The sequence below is a fragment of the Microlunatus sp. GCM10028923 genome, from assembly GCF_042666975.1.
GTDB lineage: Bacteria > Actinomycetota > Actinomycetes > Propionibacteriales > Propionibacteriaceae > Microlunatus.
The window spans coordinates 90,727-108,777 of sequence record NZ_JBHTFF010000014.1 but is presented as its reverse complement, the minus strand read 5'-3'; the positions used below and the strand labels follow the sequence as shown (position 1 = coordinate 108,777).

Here is an 18,051-nt window from a genome sequence, read left to right as displayed (position 1 = left end):
GCCGGGTCCGGCCGGGCTGGGGCCGGCGGTCTGTCGGCGGCGGGAGTCGGCGTGTAGGGAGGAAGATTCAGGCCCCGACGACCGCGGGTCCGGGGCCGGTTGGTACCTCCGTGGAATCGCCTCGAGCTGGCGGCGCGCGAGATCAATTGCTGCATCAGTACGGTCACTCTGGTCCGGATCGGGCTCGGTCTCGGCGCGACGGCACCGGTGGCACGGGTTCTTGATGTGGTCGCGATCCTTCTTGAGCGCGATCTTCTCGATCCCTCGCTTCGATCCCATCGCCCGGCGCAGCAGGTCGGCCTCTTCACCGGAGATCTCGCCGACGGCTTAGGCCATCTGCATCAGCTGTTCCTGGAACAGCGGCACCCCCAACGTGCGGCTCAGTACCGGTTCGAGTCTCGGGTGCAGGTAGGTGATGGGTTCTTCGCCGGTGCGGCGGCGGATGAACGGGTGCACGGCGCCGCCTTGGATCGGGCCGGGCCGGATCAGTGCGATCTCGCACACCAGGTCGTAGAACCGGCGCGGCAGCAGCCGGGGCAGGGTGGACATCTGGGCGCGGGATTCGACCTGGAACACGCCGACGGAGTCGGCCCGGCACAGTTGGTCATAAACTCCGGCCTCTTCCTTCGGGATGGTGTGCAGCGACCAGTCCTCGCCGACATGATCACGAACGAGGTCCATGCAGTACTGGAGGGCGGCGAGCATGCCGAGGCCGAGGAGGTCGAACTTGACCAGGCCCATGTAGGCGCAGTCGTCCTTGTCCCACTGCAGCACGGTCCGGTTCTCCATCCGGGCATGCACGATCGGCACTACCTCCCCCACTGGCCGCTCGGTCAGCACCATCCCGCCGGAGTGGATCCCGAGGTGTCGCGGGAAGGTCAGCAGCCGGGTGGCGAGGCCGGTGACGTTGGGTGGGATGCCGCCGTCGTCGCCGGTGTCGGCGGTGATGTCGGGCGACCAGCCGTCGACTCGTTTCGACCAGGCGTCCTGCTGTCCGACCGAGAACCCGAGCGCCTTCGCTGCGTCCCGGATCGCCGACTTCGGCCGGTACGAGATCACGTTGACGACCTGGGCGGCGTTGCGGCGGCCGTACTTGGCGCAGACGTGCTGAATCACTTCCTCGCGGCGGTCGGAGTCGAAGTCGACATCGATGTCCGGTTCCTCCTCCCGTGTTGCGGCGAGGAACCGTTCGAACGGCAGCCCGTACAAGATCGAATCGACGGCGGTGATGCCCAGCGCGTAACAGACTGCGCTGTTGGCGGCCGAGCCGCGGCCCTGGCACAGGGTTCCTTGCTGGCGGGCGAAGTCGACGATCTCGTGCACGATCAGGAAGTAGCCGGGGAAGCCGCGTTCCTCGATCACTGCCAGCTCACGTTCGAGCCGTTGGTAGGCGTCCGGCCGCTGGTCGCGGGTGCCGTAGCGCAGCTCGGCGCCGGTGAAGGTGAGGTGGCGCAGCCACGACGCCGGCGTGTGTCCGTCAGGCACGTCGCGCAGCGGCAGCTTCGGCTTGGCCCGCCGCAGATCGAACCCCAGCTGGCCGGCCAGGTCGACCGAGCGGGCGACCGCGCCCGGGTATCGGCCGAACCGGGCGGCCATCTCCTCCCCGGATCGAAGGAACGCCATCCCCGACGCCGGTTGCCAGCCGTCCATCGCGTCCAGGTCCTGCCGGGCCCGGACCGCCGACAACGCGGCGGCGATCTTGTGCTCGGCAGGCTTGGCGTAGTGCACGTTGTTCGTCGCCACCACCGGCAGCCGGCGGTCGGCCGCGAGCCCGGCCAGGGCGTCATTGATCAGTGAGTCGTCGGGCAGCTGGTGGTCGATCAGCTCGACCACGACCCGGTCGGCGCCGAACAGGGCGACCAGGCGATCCAGCTCGCGGCCGGCGGCGGCACGGCCGTTCGGGTAGCCGGCGGTGGTCAGGGCGTGCCGGACCGCGCCCTTGCGGCAGCCGGTCAGCACGACCCAGTGCCCGCGGCCGTGATCGGCCACGGCCTCGAGGTCGTAGACCGGGCGGCCCTTCTCCCCTCCCGCCAGCTGCGCCCCGGTGACTGCCCCCGACAGCCGGTGGTAGCCCTCCTGGCCGTCGGCCAACATCAACAGATGCCCGCCCTCAGGATCGGCAACGCCATTCTGCGGGCCCGACAATCCCAGCGACAGCTCGGCTCCGAATACCGTTAGCAGGTCGTAAGCGGCGGCAGCTTCGGCGAACCGGGACGCCCCGTAGAAGCCATCGTGGTCGGTCAGTCCCAGCCCCGACAGCCCCAGCTCGACCGCGGCCTCGACCAGGCCCTCCGGCTGCGACGCACCATCCAGAAACGAGAACGTCGAGTGCGCGTGCAGCTCGGCAGACGGCACCGCGCTCGCCGGCCGCTGAGGCCGCCCCGTCGGCACGTACGGCCCCCGGTGTTGACTCCAGGCGGGACTGTCCCCACCGTCCCCGCTCGCGGGCCGATCGCCATGGGAGCCCGGCCGCGATCGACTCGACAACCGCCGCTCCAGCTCAGCCCACGGCACCGGCGGATTGTTGTACGCCAACTCCGAACACCTCCTAGCCCGAGAATAGGATATGTGTTCGATATCGGGCTATCGTGGGATGCATGTTCGGGCTTTCACAGTCCGCCCGTCCGAGGACGGCGGCACCTTCGGAGTCTGGGACGGCGCAGTCAACGGCTGGCGCGCGACCGGTCTCAGCCGGGCCAAAGCCAGCCTGATGGCGACCGACCTCGACATCCAGTACGACGCCCGCGGCCCCCGGAACCCGGGCGCGGTCCGATGCCTCGGTGCGCCGCGCCCGGTACTCGAAGCGGGATGGTCCGCGGCCGGCGATCTCGACGTTTGGCTCGTTGACCCGCAGGGAGCGTGGTACGGCCGCGTCTGCGATGCGGACGAGGTCTACCGCTGGGTTTCCAGCCGCGATCTACGACCCGGATAGACCTGATGCGCAGGGTCTCCAGCAACGATCGATCGAGCTTTGGCGGCGCTTCGATAGCAGGGGGCGAGAGGGCGGCCCAGTGTCAGCGACAGCGCTCACACTCGGACCGTGGCTGATGATCTGCGACCACTACACGCTGCACGCCGTTCCTGTCCGTAATCGTCCGCTTCGGCTCGCTAATGATGATCATGGCTGCAGCGGCGCTGCCCGGGGCGCCCACGGCGTCCGGCTGTCATCATGATCGGCACCTCGGGATCACACTCAATGCCAGGCAGACAGGAAGAGGAGGCCCGACCCGGCATGAACGGCGCAGTCTCGCAGCCCGACTACCGAAGTTCCCGCCAAAGGCACCTCGGACAGATGCTCGACCAGCTCGACGAGCAAGGAGTCCTTAGCTGGGAGTGGAGATACGACCACACACGATCGGCTGCAATCTTCATGATCGCCAATGCTGCTTCCGACGGGCCATACGAGCCGTTTACCACCGGCGCCGCGGAGGCCCTCGTACAAACCCACTGCGATCTACTCGAGATCGCCTGGCGTCCTGTACCGGCGCCCGGCGGCCGCCGGGAACTCGACCAGACGATGGAGTGGATCAGGAGACATGGCGGCTGAACATTCCCGCTGAGATGCGCGAAGGCCGGGTCCCGTCATCCGGCGGGGGTTCCGACCTCACGACTTCCGATCTGACAGCGACAGGCGGCTTAACGCCAAGCCTAGCCGTTTCAGTCGGAATGTGCTCAGGGACGGCCCCAAACCCAGAGCTGGTCAGGTGTGCATGAAGCTGGCCGCCTTGCGCGTTCCAGCCGATGGTGTAGCCGTCCGGAGCGAGACGCTGGTGCAAAGCGGATCGTGCCCTGATCAACAAATCTCGAGTTGCGGCCCACTCTGCGGCGGAGAGCTCGAACAGACCATCGCGGTGCACGATCGGAACGATTGCCCCCGAACCCGGAAGCACAGCCGCCGATTCCATCATGCAGCGCACCGAACCATTCGTACTTCCGCACGACCAGTCGGTCCGGTCATTCCGCTTGTTTTTCTTCGTGGCGTAGGTGTAACCGGTTCCCGCCGTCGACCTGAGCTTGATCACCGGACGCACCTCGTTGCGCCGAGCTATCGACGATCTCTTCCTCGCTGGTTTGTATATGACAATCATGTTCATTAAGGTACAGGGGAACCCCACCGCGACGAGGAGCCGACGATCATGAACGACAGCAGCCCGTACGTCTCGGTCGCGATCATCGCCGCCGTCGACCCGGTCGCCCGGCAGTCCGCGGCGGCGACCTTCCTGCTCGACCTGCCGGACGTCGTCCAGGTCAGCTACGGCCTGGTCACCGACCGGCCGGCGATGGCGCTGCACCGGGTGGTCGCGGATCAGGACGGGACCGCCGAGTCCGAGGTGATCGAGCTTGATCACGAGTGCCTGGGCTGCACGCTGCGGCACGACGTGCTGGAGACCCTGGTCCGGCTGGCCGAGGTCGGCCGCTGGCGTACGGCCGTGCTGGCGCTGCCCCTGGCCACGCCGCCGGAACCGATCGCGGCGGCGATCGACACCGCGATCCGGGACGGCCGGCTGACCGGGATCCGGCTGGCCCCGGTGGTGGCCGCGGTCGACGGCGAGACCGCCGTCCAGGACGTACTCGGCGACGACCTGCTCGACGAGCGCGGCCTGGCACACGGCTCCCGGGACCGGCGTTCGGTCGGCGAGGCGGTCTGCGCCCAGGTGGAGTACGCGGACGCCGTGCTGGCCGTCGGCAACTCCGGCCGGCAGGCCATCGGCCTGCTCCGTCACCTGCGCGCCCCGTCCGCGTTCCTGGCCAGCCCGCACCGGGTCGACGTCGCGGACCTGATCGGTCGCCGGCACGACCTCGAGCTGGCCCGGACGAGGACGGATCCGCTGCGTCCCGCCGCCTCGCCGCGACCGGACGCCGACGGCGTCTGGACCTTGGTGCTGCAGTCCGGCCGGCCGTTCCAACCGCACCGGCTGATGGCCCGGCTGGAGGACCTCGGCACCGGCAGCATCCGGTCCCGCGGACACTTCTGGCTGCCCAGCCGGCCGGGCGTCGCCTGTGTCTGGGACGGCTCCGGCGGCCAGCTCAGCGTCGGCGTCCACGGCCCGTGGCGCGACCGGATGCCCGGCACCTCGCTCACCGTCACCGGCGTCGACGCGGCGGAGCGGGAACGGATCCGGGACGCGTTCGGCGCGGTCCTGATGACCGATCAAGAGCTGGGCGACCTGGACGCCTGGCGCGGCGTCGACGACGGCTTCGACCCGTGGCTCGGCGCGGCCAGCTCCGCGGCCTGACCATGATCATGAACCTCGAGCGGAGTTGACCGTGCCCGAGACCTCACCGCCCGGCCATCGCCGCGGCTTCGACGCCGCGGCGGCCGACTTCGACGCGCTCGGCCGGCACCTCTGGGGCCCGATCGGCCGCGCCACCGTCGCCGCGACCCGGCCCGGGACCGGTGATCGTGTCCTGGACGCCTGCTGCGGTACGGGTGCGTCGGCGATCCCCGCCGCCCGGGCCGTCGGCACGGACGGCTCCGTCGATGCGGTCGACGTGTCCCCGCCCATGATCGACATCGTCCGCCGGGCCGCCGAGACGCTGCCGCAGCTGCGCGGTCAGGTCGCCGACGTCCTCGGCTGGACCGGCCGCGACTACGACGTGGTGCAGGCCGCGCTCGGCATCTTCTTCTTTCCCGACCTGGTGTCCGGCACCCGACAGCTGATCGGGATGGCCCGGCCCGGCGGCCGGATCGGGTTCACGATCTGGCGGCGCGGGGCGATGGAGGTGCCCGGCGACCACCTGGCCCGAGCCGTCTCCACCGTCACCGGCGCCCCGGCACCGGAGCGCCAACCCCATCTGATCAACAAGATCAACGCGGCGGAACCGTACGCGGCGTGGCTCGAGAGCCTCGACCTGACCGAGGTCTCGGTGATCACCGAGGATCTGCGACTGGTCCTGACCGAGGAGCTGGCCTGGTTGATCATCACCGGCTCGGGCTACCGGTCGGCGATCACCGGCCTGTCCGCGGACCAGACAAGTTCGGTACGGGACCGCTACCTGGCCACCCTCGCCGCCGACGGAGTCACCGAGATCGACGCCACGACCTTGATCGGCCTCGGCACGGCTCCCGGACGATCACCGCGTCAGCCGGCGGCCCGGACCGACTGAGGCCGCAGCCGGACCAGGGTCTCGACGCAGGCCAGGCTGACTCCGAACGGCACCACGCCGTACGCGAACAGGGCGGGCAGCCAGTCCGGCGGGCGGTCCACCAGCCCGAGGGCGGGGTCTCCGGTCAGCCCGGTCACGGTCAGGTACGCCAGGTGCAGACCCGCCGACACCCAGACACTGCCGCTGACCGCCCGGGCGTAGCCCAGCGCGATCCCGACGCCGACCGCGTACGAGGCCTCCACCGCCAGCGCGATCACCGGCGCGCCACCGCCGACCAGGCGCAGCACGGTCAGGAACACGCCGTAGAGCAGTCCCTGGCGGATGATCATGCCCCAGCCTCCGTAGCGTTCCGAGAGGTTGCTCTGCACCACCCCGCGGAAGATCAACTCGTACGGCAGCACCTGGCCGACCATGATCACGCCGAGGTGGACGGCGACCGGACTGAGCCAGGCCACCCCGTCCGGCACTCGTAACCCGACCTGCCCGCCGACGGCGAGGACCAGGATCGCCGCGCCGGCCGGCACCAGCCAGGCCAGGAAGCCGAGGAGCAGCTGCCGCCCGGCCAGGGCGGTCCGGACCAGGCCGGCCTCGGCCGGGGAACGCCGGTCGAGCAGCCGCAGCGTGACCAGGGCCAGGGCGATGATCAGCGCCCCGCCGACGACCGCGGCGACCGGTCCGCCGACCAGCCGGGCCGGTACCGCGACGGCCAGCGCACCGAGACCGGGCACCGCGATCCGCACCGGCAGCGGCCAGCGGTGAACAGCGCTCGAGTCCATGATCATCCCTCCCGGTAGCGGCGGGCCAGGGCGCCGAAGGCGAGCTTCGGCAGCCACGACTCGGGCTCTTTCTCGTCATCGCGCGGCAGCACCCGGACGATGCCGAAGCTGGCCCGGTCCAGGTCGTGCACGGGATCGTCGGAGCACGGCAGGCTCGGCTCGCTGAAGCCGAAGACGAAGGTGCCGTGGACGCCGGCCCGGGCGAACAGGTCCAGCGATTCGTTCAGGTAGTCGGCCTGCTCCTGCTCGTCGCGGACCAGGTCGGCCGGCACCGTCGGCGGATCGGTGCGGGTGTTGATCACCAGGAAGCCGCCGGCGCCGCGCGCGGCCGCCCCGGTGTAGCCGCAGCAGCCGAACTCGGTGATCAACACCGGCTTGCCGGACCGCGTGTGCCGGGTGACGTCGGACTCGAACCGCCACCGGTTGCCGGCGTCGAGGTAGTAGTCCAGGCCGATGAAGTCGAACGGTGCCCAGTCCACCGATTCCCAGTCGCCAGAGCCGTAGCTGAGCGGGCCGCCGAATCGCTCGCGGGCCAGCGCCGCGGCCCGGCGAAGGAAGCGGTTGAGGCGCAGATCGAGGACGGGCTTGAGCCAGAAGAGCCACGGCAGCAGGGTGCCGCGCCGGACGAAGCTGCGGCCGGGGACCAGACCGTTCATCGAGAGACTCAGTTCGCAGCCGACGTTCAGGCCGACCTCGCCATGGCTGCGGCGCAGTTCCTCGGCCCGCTGCGCGGCCTCGCCCAGGAAGGCCAGCACGTCGACCGGGTCGGCGTCGAACAGCCGTGGCTGCAGCCAGACCGAGAGCCCGACCTCGCGGGCCGCCCGGCCGGTCTCGACCAGCCGGTCCAGGTCGCTGGCCATGATCATGACCGCGTTGCAGCCGAGTTCGCCGGCGATCACCCGCAGGTCCCGGCGCATGTCCTCAACCCGCCACCCCGGCCGCGACGGCATCGTGCCCTCGTAGAGCACACCGGCGTCGTAGCCGATTCCGCGGACCGGCGGCAGCGGGTGCCCGGTCATGTCGCGCCCACCGCCCGGAGCAGCAGCGGAACCAGGCGGTCGCCGTACCGGTCCAGGTCGAGTCCCGGATCCCGCTGCGCCTCGGTGATCGCGCCGTCGATCGCGTGCACGATGGTGACCGCCGTGATCTTGACGTCCAGCGGCGCGAAGACCTTGGCCCGCCGGCCGCGCTGCAGGAGGTTCTCGAGCAGGGCCGTCTCCTCGCCGCCGCCCTGCAGGTAGAGCGGGGTCCCGTCGGCGTCCCGGTGGCTGATCACGATCTCGTTCGCGGCCAGGATCCGCTCCCGGTGATCACGCACGTAGCCGAGTTCGGCCCGGACGTAGGCCTCGAGCTTGCCGGGCCAACTGTCCGCTGCGTCGACGGCGGCGATGATCAGTTCGCCGACCTCGCCGTACACCTGCTCGACCACCTGGGCCAGCAACTCCTCCTTGCCGTCGAAGTGGTACGAGATCACGCTCTTCGACGTCTCCGCCCGGGCCGCGATCACGCTCAGCGAGGCCCCGGCGTAGCCGTGCTCGTTGACCGCGACGATCGCCGCCTCGATGATCTGGGCCCGGCGTGCTGCCTCGATGAACGTACCGCTGCGTCGGCCGACCGAACCGGAACCAGGCTGCATGAACTGATTCTAGGCCGATCGGCCTGATTCACAAGTCCCGCGGTCAGCCCAGCACGCCGCAGTAGGTCAGGACGAAGGCGGTGCAGGGCACCAGATAGGTCGCCGCCACGACCGTGATCGCCCCGAAGCCGGGCCGGTGCCGCAACAGCACCCGGTAGGTCACCAGCAGGATCGGCGCCATGATCAGATGCAACGGCAGCAGGGAACGGTCGAGGAGCGTGCCGGTCGCCGCCAGCCCGGCCGCGATCACCGCGCTGCCGGTCCACAACGCGAAGCCCAGTTCGAAGGTGGCCCGCTCGCCGAGCGCGACCGCGGTGGTTCGCGCCCCCGCGGCACGATCGGCCTGCCGGTCGACCAGCGTGGTCGGCAGGTAGAGCGCGGCCACCGCGAGCGAGCCGATCAGCGCCATGGGCCACGGGAAGCCGGCGGTCGTTCCGGTGAGTGCGACCCAGCCGCCCAGCGGGCCGAGGCCGGCGACGGCGAACGCGTTGACCGCGACATCGGCGCCGGGCCGGGCCTTGAGCCGCAGCGGCGGCGTGCTGTACGCCCAGCCGAGCAGGACGGTCAGCCCGACGCCCAGCGTGAACAGGCCGCCGAGCGGGATCGAGGCCAGCACCGCCGCCGCCCCCGAGACGATCCCGATGCCGATGGCCTGGCGCCGGTCGAGGACGCCGGTGACCAGCGGTGCGCCGGCCTTCCTCGGGTTGCGCCGGTCGGTCTCCTGATCATGGGCGTCGTTGATCGACAGCACGGCCAGCCAGATCAGCGGGCCGGCGATCAGCCCGGCGTACGCCAGCGTCAGGGCCTCGGCGCCGGTCGGAATCAGCCGCCGGGTCGCCAGCACGAACCCCAGTTGCAGGGCGACCAGCGAGACGAGCCAGAACTGCGGCCGCGCCATGGCCAGCACCGCCGCCGCCCGATGCCGTACCCCGATCATGGAAACGTCCGGCGCCTCCGGCACTTCGGATCTGATGATCACGGTCCCTCTTCCGGCCAGCCCCGGCCGACGCCCTGCCGGCCAGGACTCGATCACACCAGGGTTCCGGGCGCGGGCGATCCCCCGGCCGGGTGATCTTCAGCGGCCGCGGTCGCCCGGGCCGGTGATCATGATCACGGCCGGCGCTCGTCGGCTCCCTTGCGGGCCAGGTGGATCGGGTACGAACGCTCGGCGTTGTCCTTGGTGACGCCGATGACGATCCCCATCGACTGCTCCAGCGCGCTGAACTGACCCTCCGGCGCGCCGACGACGAGCTGGAAGCCGAGCCGGCGCCAGGCGTCGACGCCGCGGGCCGCGTGCCGGACGTCGGCCTTGATGAACGCCTCGTCCAGCACCACGGGCATGAACCGCGGCCGGTCCCGTTCCTCGTCGCCGAGGTGGTAGCGCAGCGCGGCACCGACGATGAACGCGGTCAGCGTCTGCGTCTCGCCGCCGGACTTGCCGCGGAGGTAGTCGTACCCGGCGCCCCGGATGCCGTTGCCGTCGACCTCGCTGGCGGTCACCTTCAGATGCTTGCGGACGTCGAGCAGCAGGTTCCGCTCCCGCTCGTCCCCGGCGGGCCGGATCCGGTCGACGGTGGAGCGGATCGCCTCGAACTTGGCCTCGATCTCGTCCAGCCCCATCCGCGGGTCCATCGAACCGCTGGCCAGGGTGCGCAGCGTGTTCTTGAACGCGACCACCACCCCGGGCGTCCGGGCGGAGCTGTTGATGTCCAGCGTGGTGTCGTCGCCGAACGGGATCTCGGCCAGGATCCGCTTGATCGGGCGCAGCCGCTCCTCGATCTCGTGGTGGGTCCGGTCGTACGCGTTGTGCAGCGTCATCAGGTCCTCACCGCCCCACTCGATCACCTGGCGCGCCCAGTCCTGCCGCTGCTCGCTCAGCCCCTGCTCGCGCAGGTCGGTGAGGATCGCGTGATAGTCCTCGTACGAGGCCAGGCCGGTCCCCCGGTTCGGGTCGTACCACTCGTTCTGGAAGGCCGCGAAGGCGCTGGTCAGCCCGGTCACGGCGGTCTCCAGCCGGCTCTGGGCCAGGCTCTGGCTGTTGGCCAGTTCGCGGGGCAGGTGGCCCAGCTGCTTGCCGCGCAGGTCGACGTACTCGTCGAAGGTCTCCAGCGTCCCGTCCCAGGTGCTGTTGGCCAGGGCCTTGTCCAGCAGCACCCGCTGGTCGTCGGTGAGCACGATCGACTCGTCGTCCTGCATCGCCCACAGGTGTTCCCGGAGCAGGTCGGCGCCCTCGGTGAGATCGCCGCGCTGCCGTTCGCAGGCGGCCGCGCGCTGTTCCTGTTCCCAGGAGAGCTTCTGCGCCTGCTCCCGTTCGCCCTCGAGTTCCGTCAGGTGCTCGCTGAGCGCCTGCAGCTTGTCCTTCGAGGAGAGCAGCCGGGCCTTGGAACCGTTGTAGTCGTCGATTTCGGTACGGGCTCCGACGACGTCGATCTCGGACCACTGGGTGTGGCCGATGTGTTCACAGCCGGTGCGGCGCCGGACCAGCCGTTCCCGGTCGCTCTCCACCGCGTCGAGGTAGGTCTCGAGCTCCTCGATCTCCGGTTCCAGCCGTTCGATCTCGGCGCGCAGTTCGGCCCGGCGGGCGTGGTTGGAGAAGCCGATCGTGCGCCGGCCGTGGCCGCCGTGGGCACCGCGGCCGCGCCGCTGGGTCTGGCCCGAACGCGTGACCCGGGGCTGATCACCGTCGCCGAGGTCCTCGGCCCGGTCGACGCACTCGTGCACGAACTCCCGGTTCAGGTGATTCCGCAGCCAGCCCTCGAACGGGCTGTCCGGCTTCACCAGCAGCCGGCCGGCCAGCACGGATTCCCCTGCTGCAGCAGGGATGTCGAGGCCGGTGGCGACGCCCCGATACTCGATCCGGAGCGGGCTGCGCAGGCCGTCGATCGCCTTGCGCAGCGTGTTCCGGTGCCGCTCGTCGACCAAGATCGTGTTGGCGAAACCGCCGAGGACCGCGTCGGCCGCGACCCGCCAGTCCGCGTCGTACTCCTCGGCCATGTCGATCAGTTCGCCGACGAACGGAAGGTCTTCGACCGCCAGCCCGGCCGCCTGCGCGAAGTCGACCCGGATCCGGTGCCGCTCCGGATGGATGTTCCCGGCCCGCTTGCCGAGTTCGGCCTCCTCCTTCCGTGCCGCCTCGCACTGGCTCTTCAGTTCGCCGTGCCGCAGGGTCGTGGTGCGGACCTCCTGGCGCAGCCGCTGTTCCTCGTCCGCGTAGTTCGCCAGGAACTCCCGGGCGTGCGTCTGGGCCGCGGTGAACTCCTCCTCGGTCCGCGGCGCCTGCATACCGAGTTCCCGGGTCGCCCGCTCGTACGCGTTCCGCGAGTTCTCGATCTGGCCCAGCCGCAGCTGCAGCCGTTCCAGGGTCGCGTCGAGCGCCTCGATCTCGGCGCCGCCGAGGTCCGCCCACTGCCGCCGCTTCTCCTTCACCTGCGCGGTCAGTTCCCGGACCCGGTCGTCCCAGCGTCCCTTGGCCGTCTTCGCGGACAGCTCGGCCTCGGCGGCCGCCGCGATCGCCGTCTCGAACAGCTCGTCCTTGCGGGTCTCGGCCCAGAGCACGAACGGCGACCGGTCCGGATCGCGGAGCTTCAGCGTGTCGACCCGCTCGATCTCGTCCTGCGCGTCCCGGAGCGCCGCGTGGTGCTCCTCGATGTCGGCCAGGATCCGGGCCTGCTTCTCCTTGTCCCGCATCTCGCGGTGCATCTCGTCGAGATGGTCGAAGGAGCCGATCACCGCGTCGGCGACCGCGAACGTGCTGGGCCGTTCCAGCACCAGCTGCTTGAACAGGGCGTCCACGCTGGTCACGGCGGAGCCGGCGTGCAGGTCGTACAGCAGCCGGAGCGCCTTGGCCCCGCCCTCGGCGTGGGAGCCGATGTTCAGCTGCCGCTGCGCGTGGTCGGCGTAGTCGCCGGGCGTCAGCATCCGCAGCCCGGGCAGCGCCCGCTCCATCAGGTCCTTGCGGAACGACTTCACGGCCAGCGGTTCGAACTGCTCGACGACGTGGTGCTCGCGCAGCCCGCCGGTGTAGGTCGCGAACCGGGCCTGCAGGTCGCCCATCCGGGTGGCCTCGCGCGGCGCGTAGAACAGCCGGAGCAGGGTGAACCGGGCGCCGGTGGTCGAGGCGAACACCATCGCGATGCAGGACCAGGTGTCGGCGTTGTCGCCGCGCAGGACCAGCGGCTTCATCGAGCCGTCCGGCTGCTCGGTGTGGTCGTACACACCGCGGACGTACGTCAGCGGCGACCGGATGCCCTCGCCGCGGGTCTTCGCACCGGTCTCGTTCGAGGCCGAGTTGAGCGGCTTGTTCGGGTGCATCAGACACGTGTACGCGTCCAGGATGGTCGACTTCCCGGCGCCGGTGGCCCCGGAGATCAAGGTCGACTCCGGATCCAGATCGACCCGGTGCACGCCGTCGAAGCCGCCCCAGTTGCAGAGCAGGAACGCCTCCGCGCGCCACTGCTGGTTCCGGTCGTCGACCGGGCTGAGCAGCGCCGACTGGGCCGGCTCGTCCATGATCACGTCCGGCGTGCCCGCTTCGGGACTGATCGTCTCGGACTGGGTCATCGGCCCTCCTCACTGGTCGGCTCGTCGCCGTCGTCACTGTCGTCGCCGTCGTCACCGGACTCGGCGCGCTGCTCCGGCGGGCCGTCGACCGTCAACGCCTCGGTGAACGCCTGCAGCTGCTCGACGGTCAGCAGGGTCTCGATCACCGGCGAGATGCGCAGCCGATCGGGATCCTCGGTGACCTGGAGAAAACGATCTTCGGTGAGCCGCTCGATCGCGCGGACGGCGACGGCGTCGGCCCGGACCTGGTCCTTGGTGTCTCCGGGACGGATGTAGCGCAGGGTCTCCAGCAGTTCCGCCCGCTCGACGTACGCGGCCTCCTCGCCGTCCCGCTTGGCCCGGTGGTGGGCGTCCCGGATCCGCAGCAACACAGCGACCTCGTCGCGGGTGTAGCTGCGGTTGATCAACAACGTCGGGAACGCGCGGCCGAGTTCCTGACCGGCCTGGCGCTTGTACGCGACCTCGTTGACCGGGTCGATCACCAGCTCGAGGAACATGTCGTTGAGCCGGGACCGGAGCTCGTCCTGATCTTCGACGATCGCCTGGAACTCCCGCTGATGCCGGTAGGCGGCGACGTGGGTGCGCTTCAGCAGCAGCACCAGCGCCCGCCGGGTGATCAACCGCAGGGTCCCGGTGTCGCCGTCGAAGTAGACCCGGTCGTCACCGTCGTCGAGGTCAAAATCATCAAGGTCGGCGTCGACGGCCGCTTCCTGATCTTCGGTCTCGGTGTGCTCGAGCTGTGTGTCAGTCATCGGCGGCCGTACTCCCCTTCTTCATCAGCGGACCTGCCCAGCTCATCGGATCTCAATGGCGTCGACGAACGTCACGGCAGGACCGAGGTACGTCACCGTCGACCCGTCGGGCCGGACCGCGTGGTACTCCTCGACCGGAAGGCCGGGGCGGAGCGCGCCCAGCTCGGTCGCCAGCGTCAGCAGGCCGAGCAGGTCCACCGGCCGCCGCAGCTGATCGGGCAGCCGGTTGAACAGGGCCGCAGACGCGGCGATCCGGCCGCGCACGGTGGCCCGGCGGATCTCGGCCGCCAGCTCCTCGTAGAACGGGCCGCCCTTGGCCCGCAGCTCGTCGGCCGAGAAGTCGCCCGGAGCCGTACCGTCGGAGTCGGCGAGCGCCTTCAGCGAAGTCGGCACCCGCTGCTGTCTCGGCTTCTCACGCAGGGTGGCGATGCCGGCCACTCCGACCTCGCCGGCGGTGATCACCGGGCCGTCCGGATCCTCGCCCTCCTCGGCGTGGTGCCCCACCGGCAGCGGCACGGTCGCCCGCGCCCCGTGCTCGGCGGACCACTCGCGGAGCGCCGCCTGCACCGCCCGCAGGGCGTCGTCGAGTTCGCGTTCCCGCTGGGTGTCGTTGGACAGGATGAACGAGGTGAGCCGCCGGGTCATCGCGCGCCGCTGCTCGATCACCGCCGACACGCTGTCGCCGATCATGTGCACCGTGCCGCGCAGGTCGGCCTGCGCCCGCGGCGGCAGGTAGAGGTCGGCGAACGGGTGGGTCAGGATCGTGGCGATGTGCTCCTGCAGCTGCTGCCGTTCCCCGGAATCGGTGAGCAACCGCTTGGCCTGCTGGAAGCCGCGGCCGTACCGGTCGGCCTGAGCCAGGTTCCGCGCCTTCGCGAGATATTCGGCGACCACCTCGCCGTGCGGCCGGGTCTCGGAGAAGAAGGCGCTGAGCAGTTCCTGGGCGAGCGCGTGGAACGACTCCTCGACCCGCTTCAGGTCGCTCGGCAGCCGGTCGATGTCGTCGCGCAGCAACAGGAACTCGTTGTGGACGTCCTCGTCGTCGGTCAGATCGACCGGGCCGCCGTCCTCCAGCCGTTCCAGCTCCGCGCGGTGCCGGCCGAGCTCGTGCTCCAGCCGCCCGATCTCGGCCCGCAGGCTGTGCATCCGCGCCACGGGATCCGAGGTCGCCTTCAGTGCCAGCCGCTGCGCCCGGTCCAGGACGACCCGGACCTGGGACTCGCTGACCGCGGCCCGGGTGTTGGTCATCGACTGGACGATCCGGATCGCCTCGCGTGCCTCGGCCGACATCCGGTAGACCTCGCCGCCGGCGGAGTCGGTGTGGCGGAGCAGCCAGCCCTTCTCGACCCAGGACTTGCAGGTCGACCGGACCGCCTTGGGGTCGTCGCGGGGCACCGGGAAGTCCTCGGCCTGTTCCCGCAGGGTGTCGAAGGTCCGGCTGACCCGGAGGTGGAACTCCTCGGACGGCATCTGATGCTGTCCCCGGTCCAGCACCGTGGAGAGGGTCGCCAGGATGATCGGCGCCCATTTCTCCTGGCGCAGCAGCAGCCAGGTGGCGTTGCCCATCGCCTCCTGGGCCTCGAGCATGCTCGAGACCGGATCGGTCATGACAGTTCCTCCCGTTCGGATCCGCAGTATGTCGCAGCCTCAGCCGCGCTCGCGGGTCGGCCTCGGCGCCGGATAGCTGCGCAGGACTCCGCTGGGACGGAAGCCGAGCCGCCGGTACAGGTGCACCGGGGTGTCGCCGACCTCGGCGGCGATGGTGATCTCGCCGCAGCCCTGATCGCGCAGTACGGCGACGGCGCGGTGCAGCAACGCGGTCGCCAGCCCGGTGCGCCGGTGCCGCGACTGGACGAAGACGTCCTCGATCACGCCCCGCCCCTCGGGACTCCGCCAGCAGCACAGGAATCCGGCCAGTTCGCCGTCCCGCTCGACCCAGAGGTACGTGGCGGACCGCTCGAGTTCGCGACGGTGATCGACGATCGCGTCGGTCGCCGCCTGGGGCCGCGGCGCGACGCCGTGCCGGGCATCCTCCTCCAGATGGTCCTGCCGGAACAGGGCTCCGCGCGCCGACCAGTCCGGGTCGGCCTCGCCGGCCGGCCGGACCTCGATCGCCGGCGCCGCTCCGGCCGGCGGTTCGCCGGCCGGCAGCACCAGCCGGTATTCCTGCTCGAGGTCGCAGCCGCGCAGCAGCAGCTCGGCCTCGACCCAGTCCGGGGTGTCCGGCTCGATGACGATCCGGGCGTTCTGCCCCGGCTGCCACGCGGCCAGGTCGCGGTCGAGGTCGGCCACGGTGCGCGGCCGGAGGTCGTACAGATAATTGGCCAGGCCCAGCGCCGGGGCGACGGGGCTCCGGACCGCCGTCGACGCCCCGAGCCGCGTGGCCCGGCTGCCGAGTCCCCAGAAGCGGGTGACGTCGTCCACAGGTGCGCGCACGGCGCCCACTCTAGAAGCCCGTGCCGCTCAGACGGGAACGTGGAACACGACGAACGACGGTACGAACTCGGGCGCCTGGACGACGAGCAGCCGCAGCGTCTCCCGACGGCCGTCCGGAAGGTCGAACGTCCGGGTCCGGGACCGCTGCAGCTGCACCTCGTGCTGGTTCCACCAGTCGCGGAACTCGGCGCGGGCCCGGAACTCGGCCAGCCGGGCCCGGACCTGCGGGTCGTCCGGGTGCGCCGCCACGATCGCCCGCCACCGGTGGACGACGTCGCGCGCATCCTCGGTCCACTGCGGCAGCCGTCGGGGCGCCTCGTCGTCGAACAGCAGCCAGCGCAGCATGTTGGGCCGGTCGGTCGAGGCCGCGCCGAACCCGCCGTAGTAGTCGCCGGCCGCGCGGTTCCAGGCGATCAGGTCGCAGCTCGCCTCGGCCGCGTACACCGGATACGGGTTGTCCTCGTTGAGCTCGACCAGCTGCCGAATCAGCAACTCACCGGGCACGTCGGCCGGCAGCGGCTGCTCCCGCTCGACCGTACGGGAGGCCAGCAGATGCAGGTAGCGGCGCTCGTCCTCGGTCAGCCGCAGCACCCGGGCCAGCGCCTCGAGCACCTGGTCGGAGGGCCGGACGCTGCGGCCCTGCTCCAGGTAGCGGTACCAGGTCGGGCTGATCCCGGCCAGGACCGCGACCTCGTCGCGCCGCAGGCCCGGGGTGCGGCGGCGGATCCCGGGCGGCAGCCCCGCATCGGCCGGCGACACCTTCGCGCGGCGGGTCCGCAGGAAGTCGGCCAGGGTCTCCCGGTCGTCGCTCATCGGGCGTCCGGCGATGGCGTACCGCGGAAAGGGGGAACCAGGAGTGCCACACCACGCGTGGCTCCCCACCCGGCCTGGACCGGGGTGAGGATCGGCAGATGAGCACCCTCGACCTGTTCCCGTACAGCCCGATCGTCGAACGGCCGTCGTTCGAGTGGCCCGGACGCAGCCGACTCGCGTTCTACGTCGGTCTCAACCTCGAGCACTTCCACGTCGACAAGCCCTCCACGGCTCTGAATGACGCCACCACCCACCTGGTGCCGGACCCGCTCAACTACGGCTGGCGGGACTACGGCGTCCGGGTTGGATTCTGGCGGGTTCTGGAGCTCCTGGACAAGTACGGGCTGCGGGCCACCGGCCTGCTCAACTCCGAGGTGGCCGACCACTACCCGCAGCTGATCGAGGCCGGCCAGGCCCGCGACTGGGCCTGGGCCGCCCACGGACGGACCAACTCGGTGCTGCACACCGGCCTGGACGTCGACACCGAACGGGCCGAGCTGACCGAGATCGTCGAGACCATCGAGAAGGCCACCGGCTCCCGGCCGCGCGGCTGGCTGGGCCCGGCGCTGGCCGAGACCTTCGCGACCCCGCGGCTGCTGGCCGAACTCGGCCTCACCTATTCGCTCGACTGGACCAACGACGAACAGCCCTACTGGTTCACCGGCCTGCCGGTGCTGAGCGTTCCGTACACGGTCGAGCTGAACGATCTCGGCGTCTTCGGGATGAAGGGACTCTCCGGTCCCGACTTCGCGATCATGGTCCGCGACCAGCTTGATCAACTTCTCGACGAGGCCGGCTCCGGCCGGGTGGTCGCGCTGGCCCTGCACCCGTTCGTCATCGGCCATCCGTTCCGGGCCCGGTACCTGGACCGGGTGCTGGCCGATCTCGCCGACCGCAGCGGCATCTGGCTGACCACGGCCGACGAGATCGCCGAGCACTTCGCCGCGACCTTCCCCCGGGACTGATCGCC

At 70.7% G+C, this 18,051-nt stretch carries 13 protein-coding genes and 2 pseudogenes; 4 read left to right on the top strand and 11 right to left on the bottom strand.

Annotated features, from left to right (window positions below):
• Window positions 1-231: 231 nt before the first annotated feature.
• Window positions 232-2,535, bottom strand: a pseudogene (locus tag ACFQU4_RS28580) (error-prone DNA polymerase); the annotation flags it as partial.
• Window positions 2,536-3,232: 697 nt separating this feature from the next.
• On the opposite strand from ACFQU4_RS28580, the gene ACFQU4_RS28575 reads away from it, so the two are divergent.
• Window positions 3,233-3,547, top strand: coding sequence for a hypothetical protein (locus ACFQU4_RS28575; protein ID WP_377498649.1), 315 nt, complete (start codon window positions 3,233-3,235; stop codon window positions 3,545-3,547).
• Window positions 3,548-3,924: 377 nt separating this feature from the next.
• Here ACFQU4_RS28575 and rpmG read toward each other — a convergent pair.
• Window positions 3,925-4,049, bottom strand: a pseudogene (rpmG, locus tag ACFQU4_RS28570) (50S ribosomal protein L33); the annotation flags it as partial.
• Between the two features lie 87 nt (window positions 4,050-4,136).
• On the opposite strand from rpmG, the gene ACFQU4_RS28565 reads away from it, so the two are divergent.
• Together ACFQU4_RS28565 and ACFQU4_RS28560 are read left to right on the top strand one after the other, a co-directional pair.
• Entirely contained in the window at window positions 4,137-5,237 is a 1,101-nt protein-coding gene (locus ACFQU4_RS28565; protein WP_377498647.1) for a CobW family GTP-binding protein, read from the top strand.
• 31 nt (window positions 5,238-5,268) lie between these two features.
• Window positions 5,269-6,108 carry a class I SAM-dependent methyltransferase gene (locus tag ACFQU4_RS28560; protein WP_377498645.1) on the top strand — a complete coding sequence of 280 codons (840 nt, stop codon included), beginning with the start codon at window positions 5,269-5,271 and terminating at the stop codon, window positions 6,106-6,108.
• On the opposite strand, the gene ACFQU4_RS28555 is transcribed toward ACFQU4_RS28560, so the two are convergent.
• The 9 genes from ACFQU4_RS28555 to ACFQU4_RS28515 all read right to left on the bottom strand — a co-directional run bounded on the left by ACFQU4_RS28555 (window position 6,084) and on the right by ACFQU4_RS28515 (window position 17,081).
• Entirely contained in the window at window positions 6,084-6,884 is an 801-nt protein-coding gene (locus ACFQU4_RS28555) for a type II CAAX prenyl endopeptidase Rce1 family protein (RefSeq protein ID WP_377498643.1), read from the bottom strand. The genes ACFQU4_RS28560 and ACFQU4_RS28555 overlap by 25 nt on opposite strands.
• A 2-nt stretch (window positions 6,885-6,886) precedes the next feature.
• Window positions 6,887-7,903: a hypothetical protein gene (locus ACFQU4_RS28550; RefSeq protein ID WP_377498641.1), complete on the bottom strand. Its 1,017-nt coding sequence runs from the start codon at window positions 7,901-7,903 to the stop codon at window positions 6,887-6,889.
• Window positions 7,900-8,520 carry a TetR/AcrR family transcriptional regulator gene (locus ACFQU4_RS28545; protein ID WP_377498639.1) on the bottom strand — a complete coding sequence of 207 codons (621 nt, stop codon included), beginning with the start codon at window positions 8,518-8,520 and terminating at the stop codon, window positions 7,900-7,902. The genes ACFQU4_RS28550 and ACFQU4_RS28545 overlap by 4 nt, the downstream gene beginning before the upstream one ends.
• A 43-nt stretch (window positions 8,521-8,563) precedes the next feature.
• Entirely contained in the window at window positions 8,564-9,499 is a 936-nt protein-coding gene (locus ACFQU4_RS28540) for a UbiA family prenyltransferase (protein WP_377498637.1), read from the bottom strand.
• A 131-nt stretch (window positions 9,500-9,630) separates the two neighbouring features.
• Entirely contained in the window at window positions 9,631-13,080 is a 3,450-nt protein-coding gene (locus ACFQU4_RS28535) for an ATP-binding protein (protein ID WP_377498635.1), read from the bottom strand.
• Entirely contained in the window at window positions 13,077-13,832 is a 756-nt protein-coding gene (locus tag ACFQU4_RS28530) for a DUF4194 domain-containing protein (RefSeq protein ID WP_377498633.1), read from the bottom strand. The genes ACFQU4_RS28535 and ACFQU4_RS28530 overlap by 4 nt, the downstream gene beginning before the upstream one ends.
• A gap of 42 nt (window positions 13,833-13,874) precedes the next feature.
• Window positions 13,875-15,440: a DUF3375 family protein gene (locus ACFQU4_RS28525; protein WP_377498631.1), complete on the bottom strand. Its 1,566-nt coding sequence runs from the start codon at window positions 15,438-15,440 to the stop codon at window positions 13,875-13,877.
• 39 nt (window positions 15,441-15,479) lie between these two features.
• Window positions 15,480-16,268 carry a GNAT family N-acetyltransferase gene (locus ACFQU4_RS28520; protein WP_377498629.1) on the bottom strand — a complete coding sequence of 263 codons (789 nt, stop codon included), beginning with the start codon at window positions 16,266-16,268 and terminating at the stop codon, window positions 15,480-15,482.
• Window positions 16,269-16,295: 27 nt separating this feature from the next.
• Complete coding sequence (locus ACFQU4_RS28515; protein ID WP_377498627.1) at window positions 16,296-17,081, bottom strand: helix-turn-helix transcriptional regulator; 786 nt, start codon at window positions 17,079-17,081, stop codon at window positions 16,296-16,298.
• A gap of 98 nt (window positions 17,082-17,179) precedes the next feature.
• On the opposite strand from ACFQU4_RS28515, the gene ACFQU4_RS28510 reads away from it, so the two are divergent.
• Window positions 17,180-18,046 (top strand): polysaccharide deacetylase family protein, encoded by an 867-nt coding sequence (locus tag ACFQU4_RS28510; RefSeq protein ID WP_377498625.1) that lies wholly within the window; start codon window positions 17,180-17,182, stop codon window positions 18,044-18,046.
• Window positions 18,047-18,051: the final 5 nt, after the last annotated feature.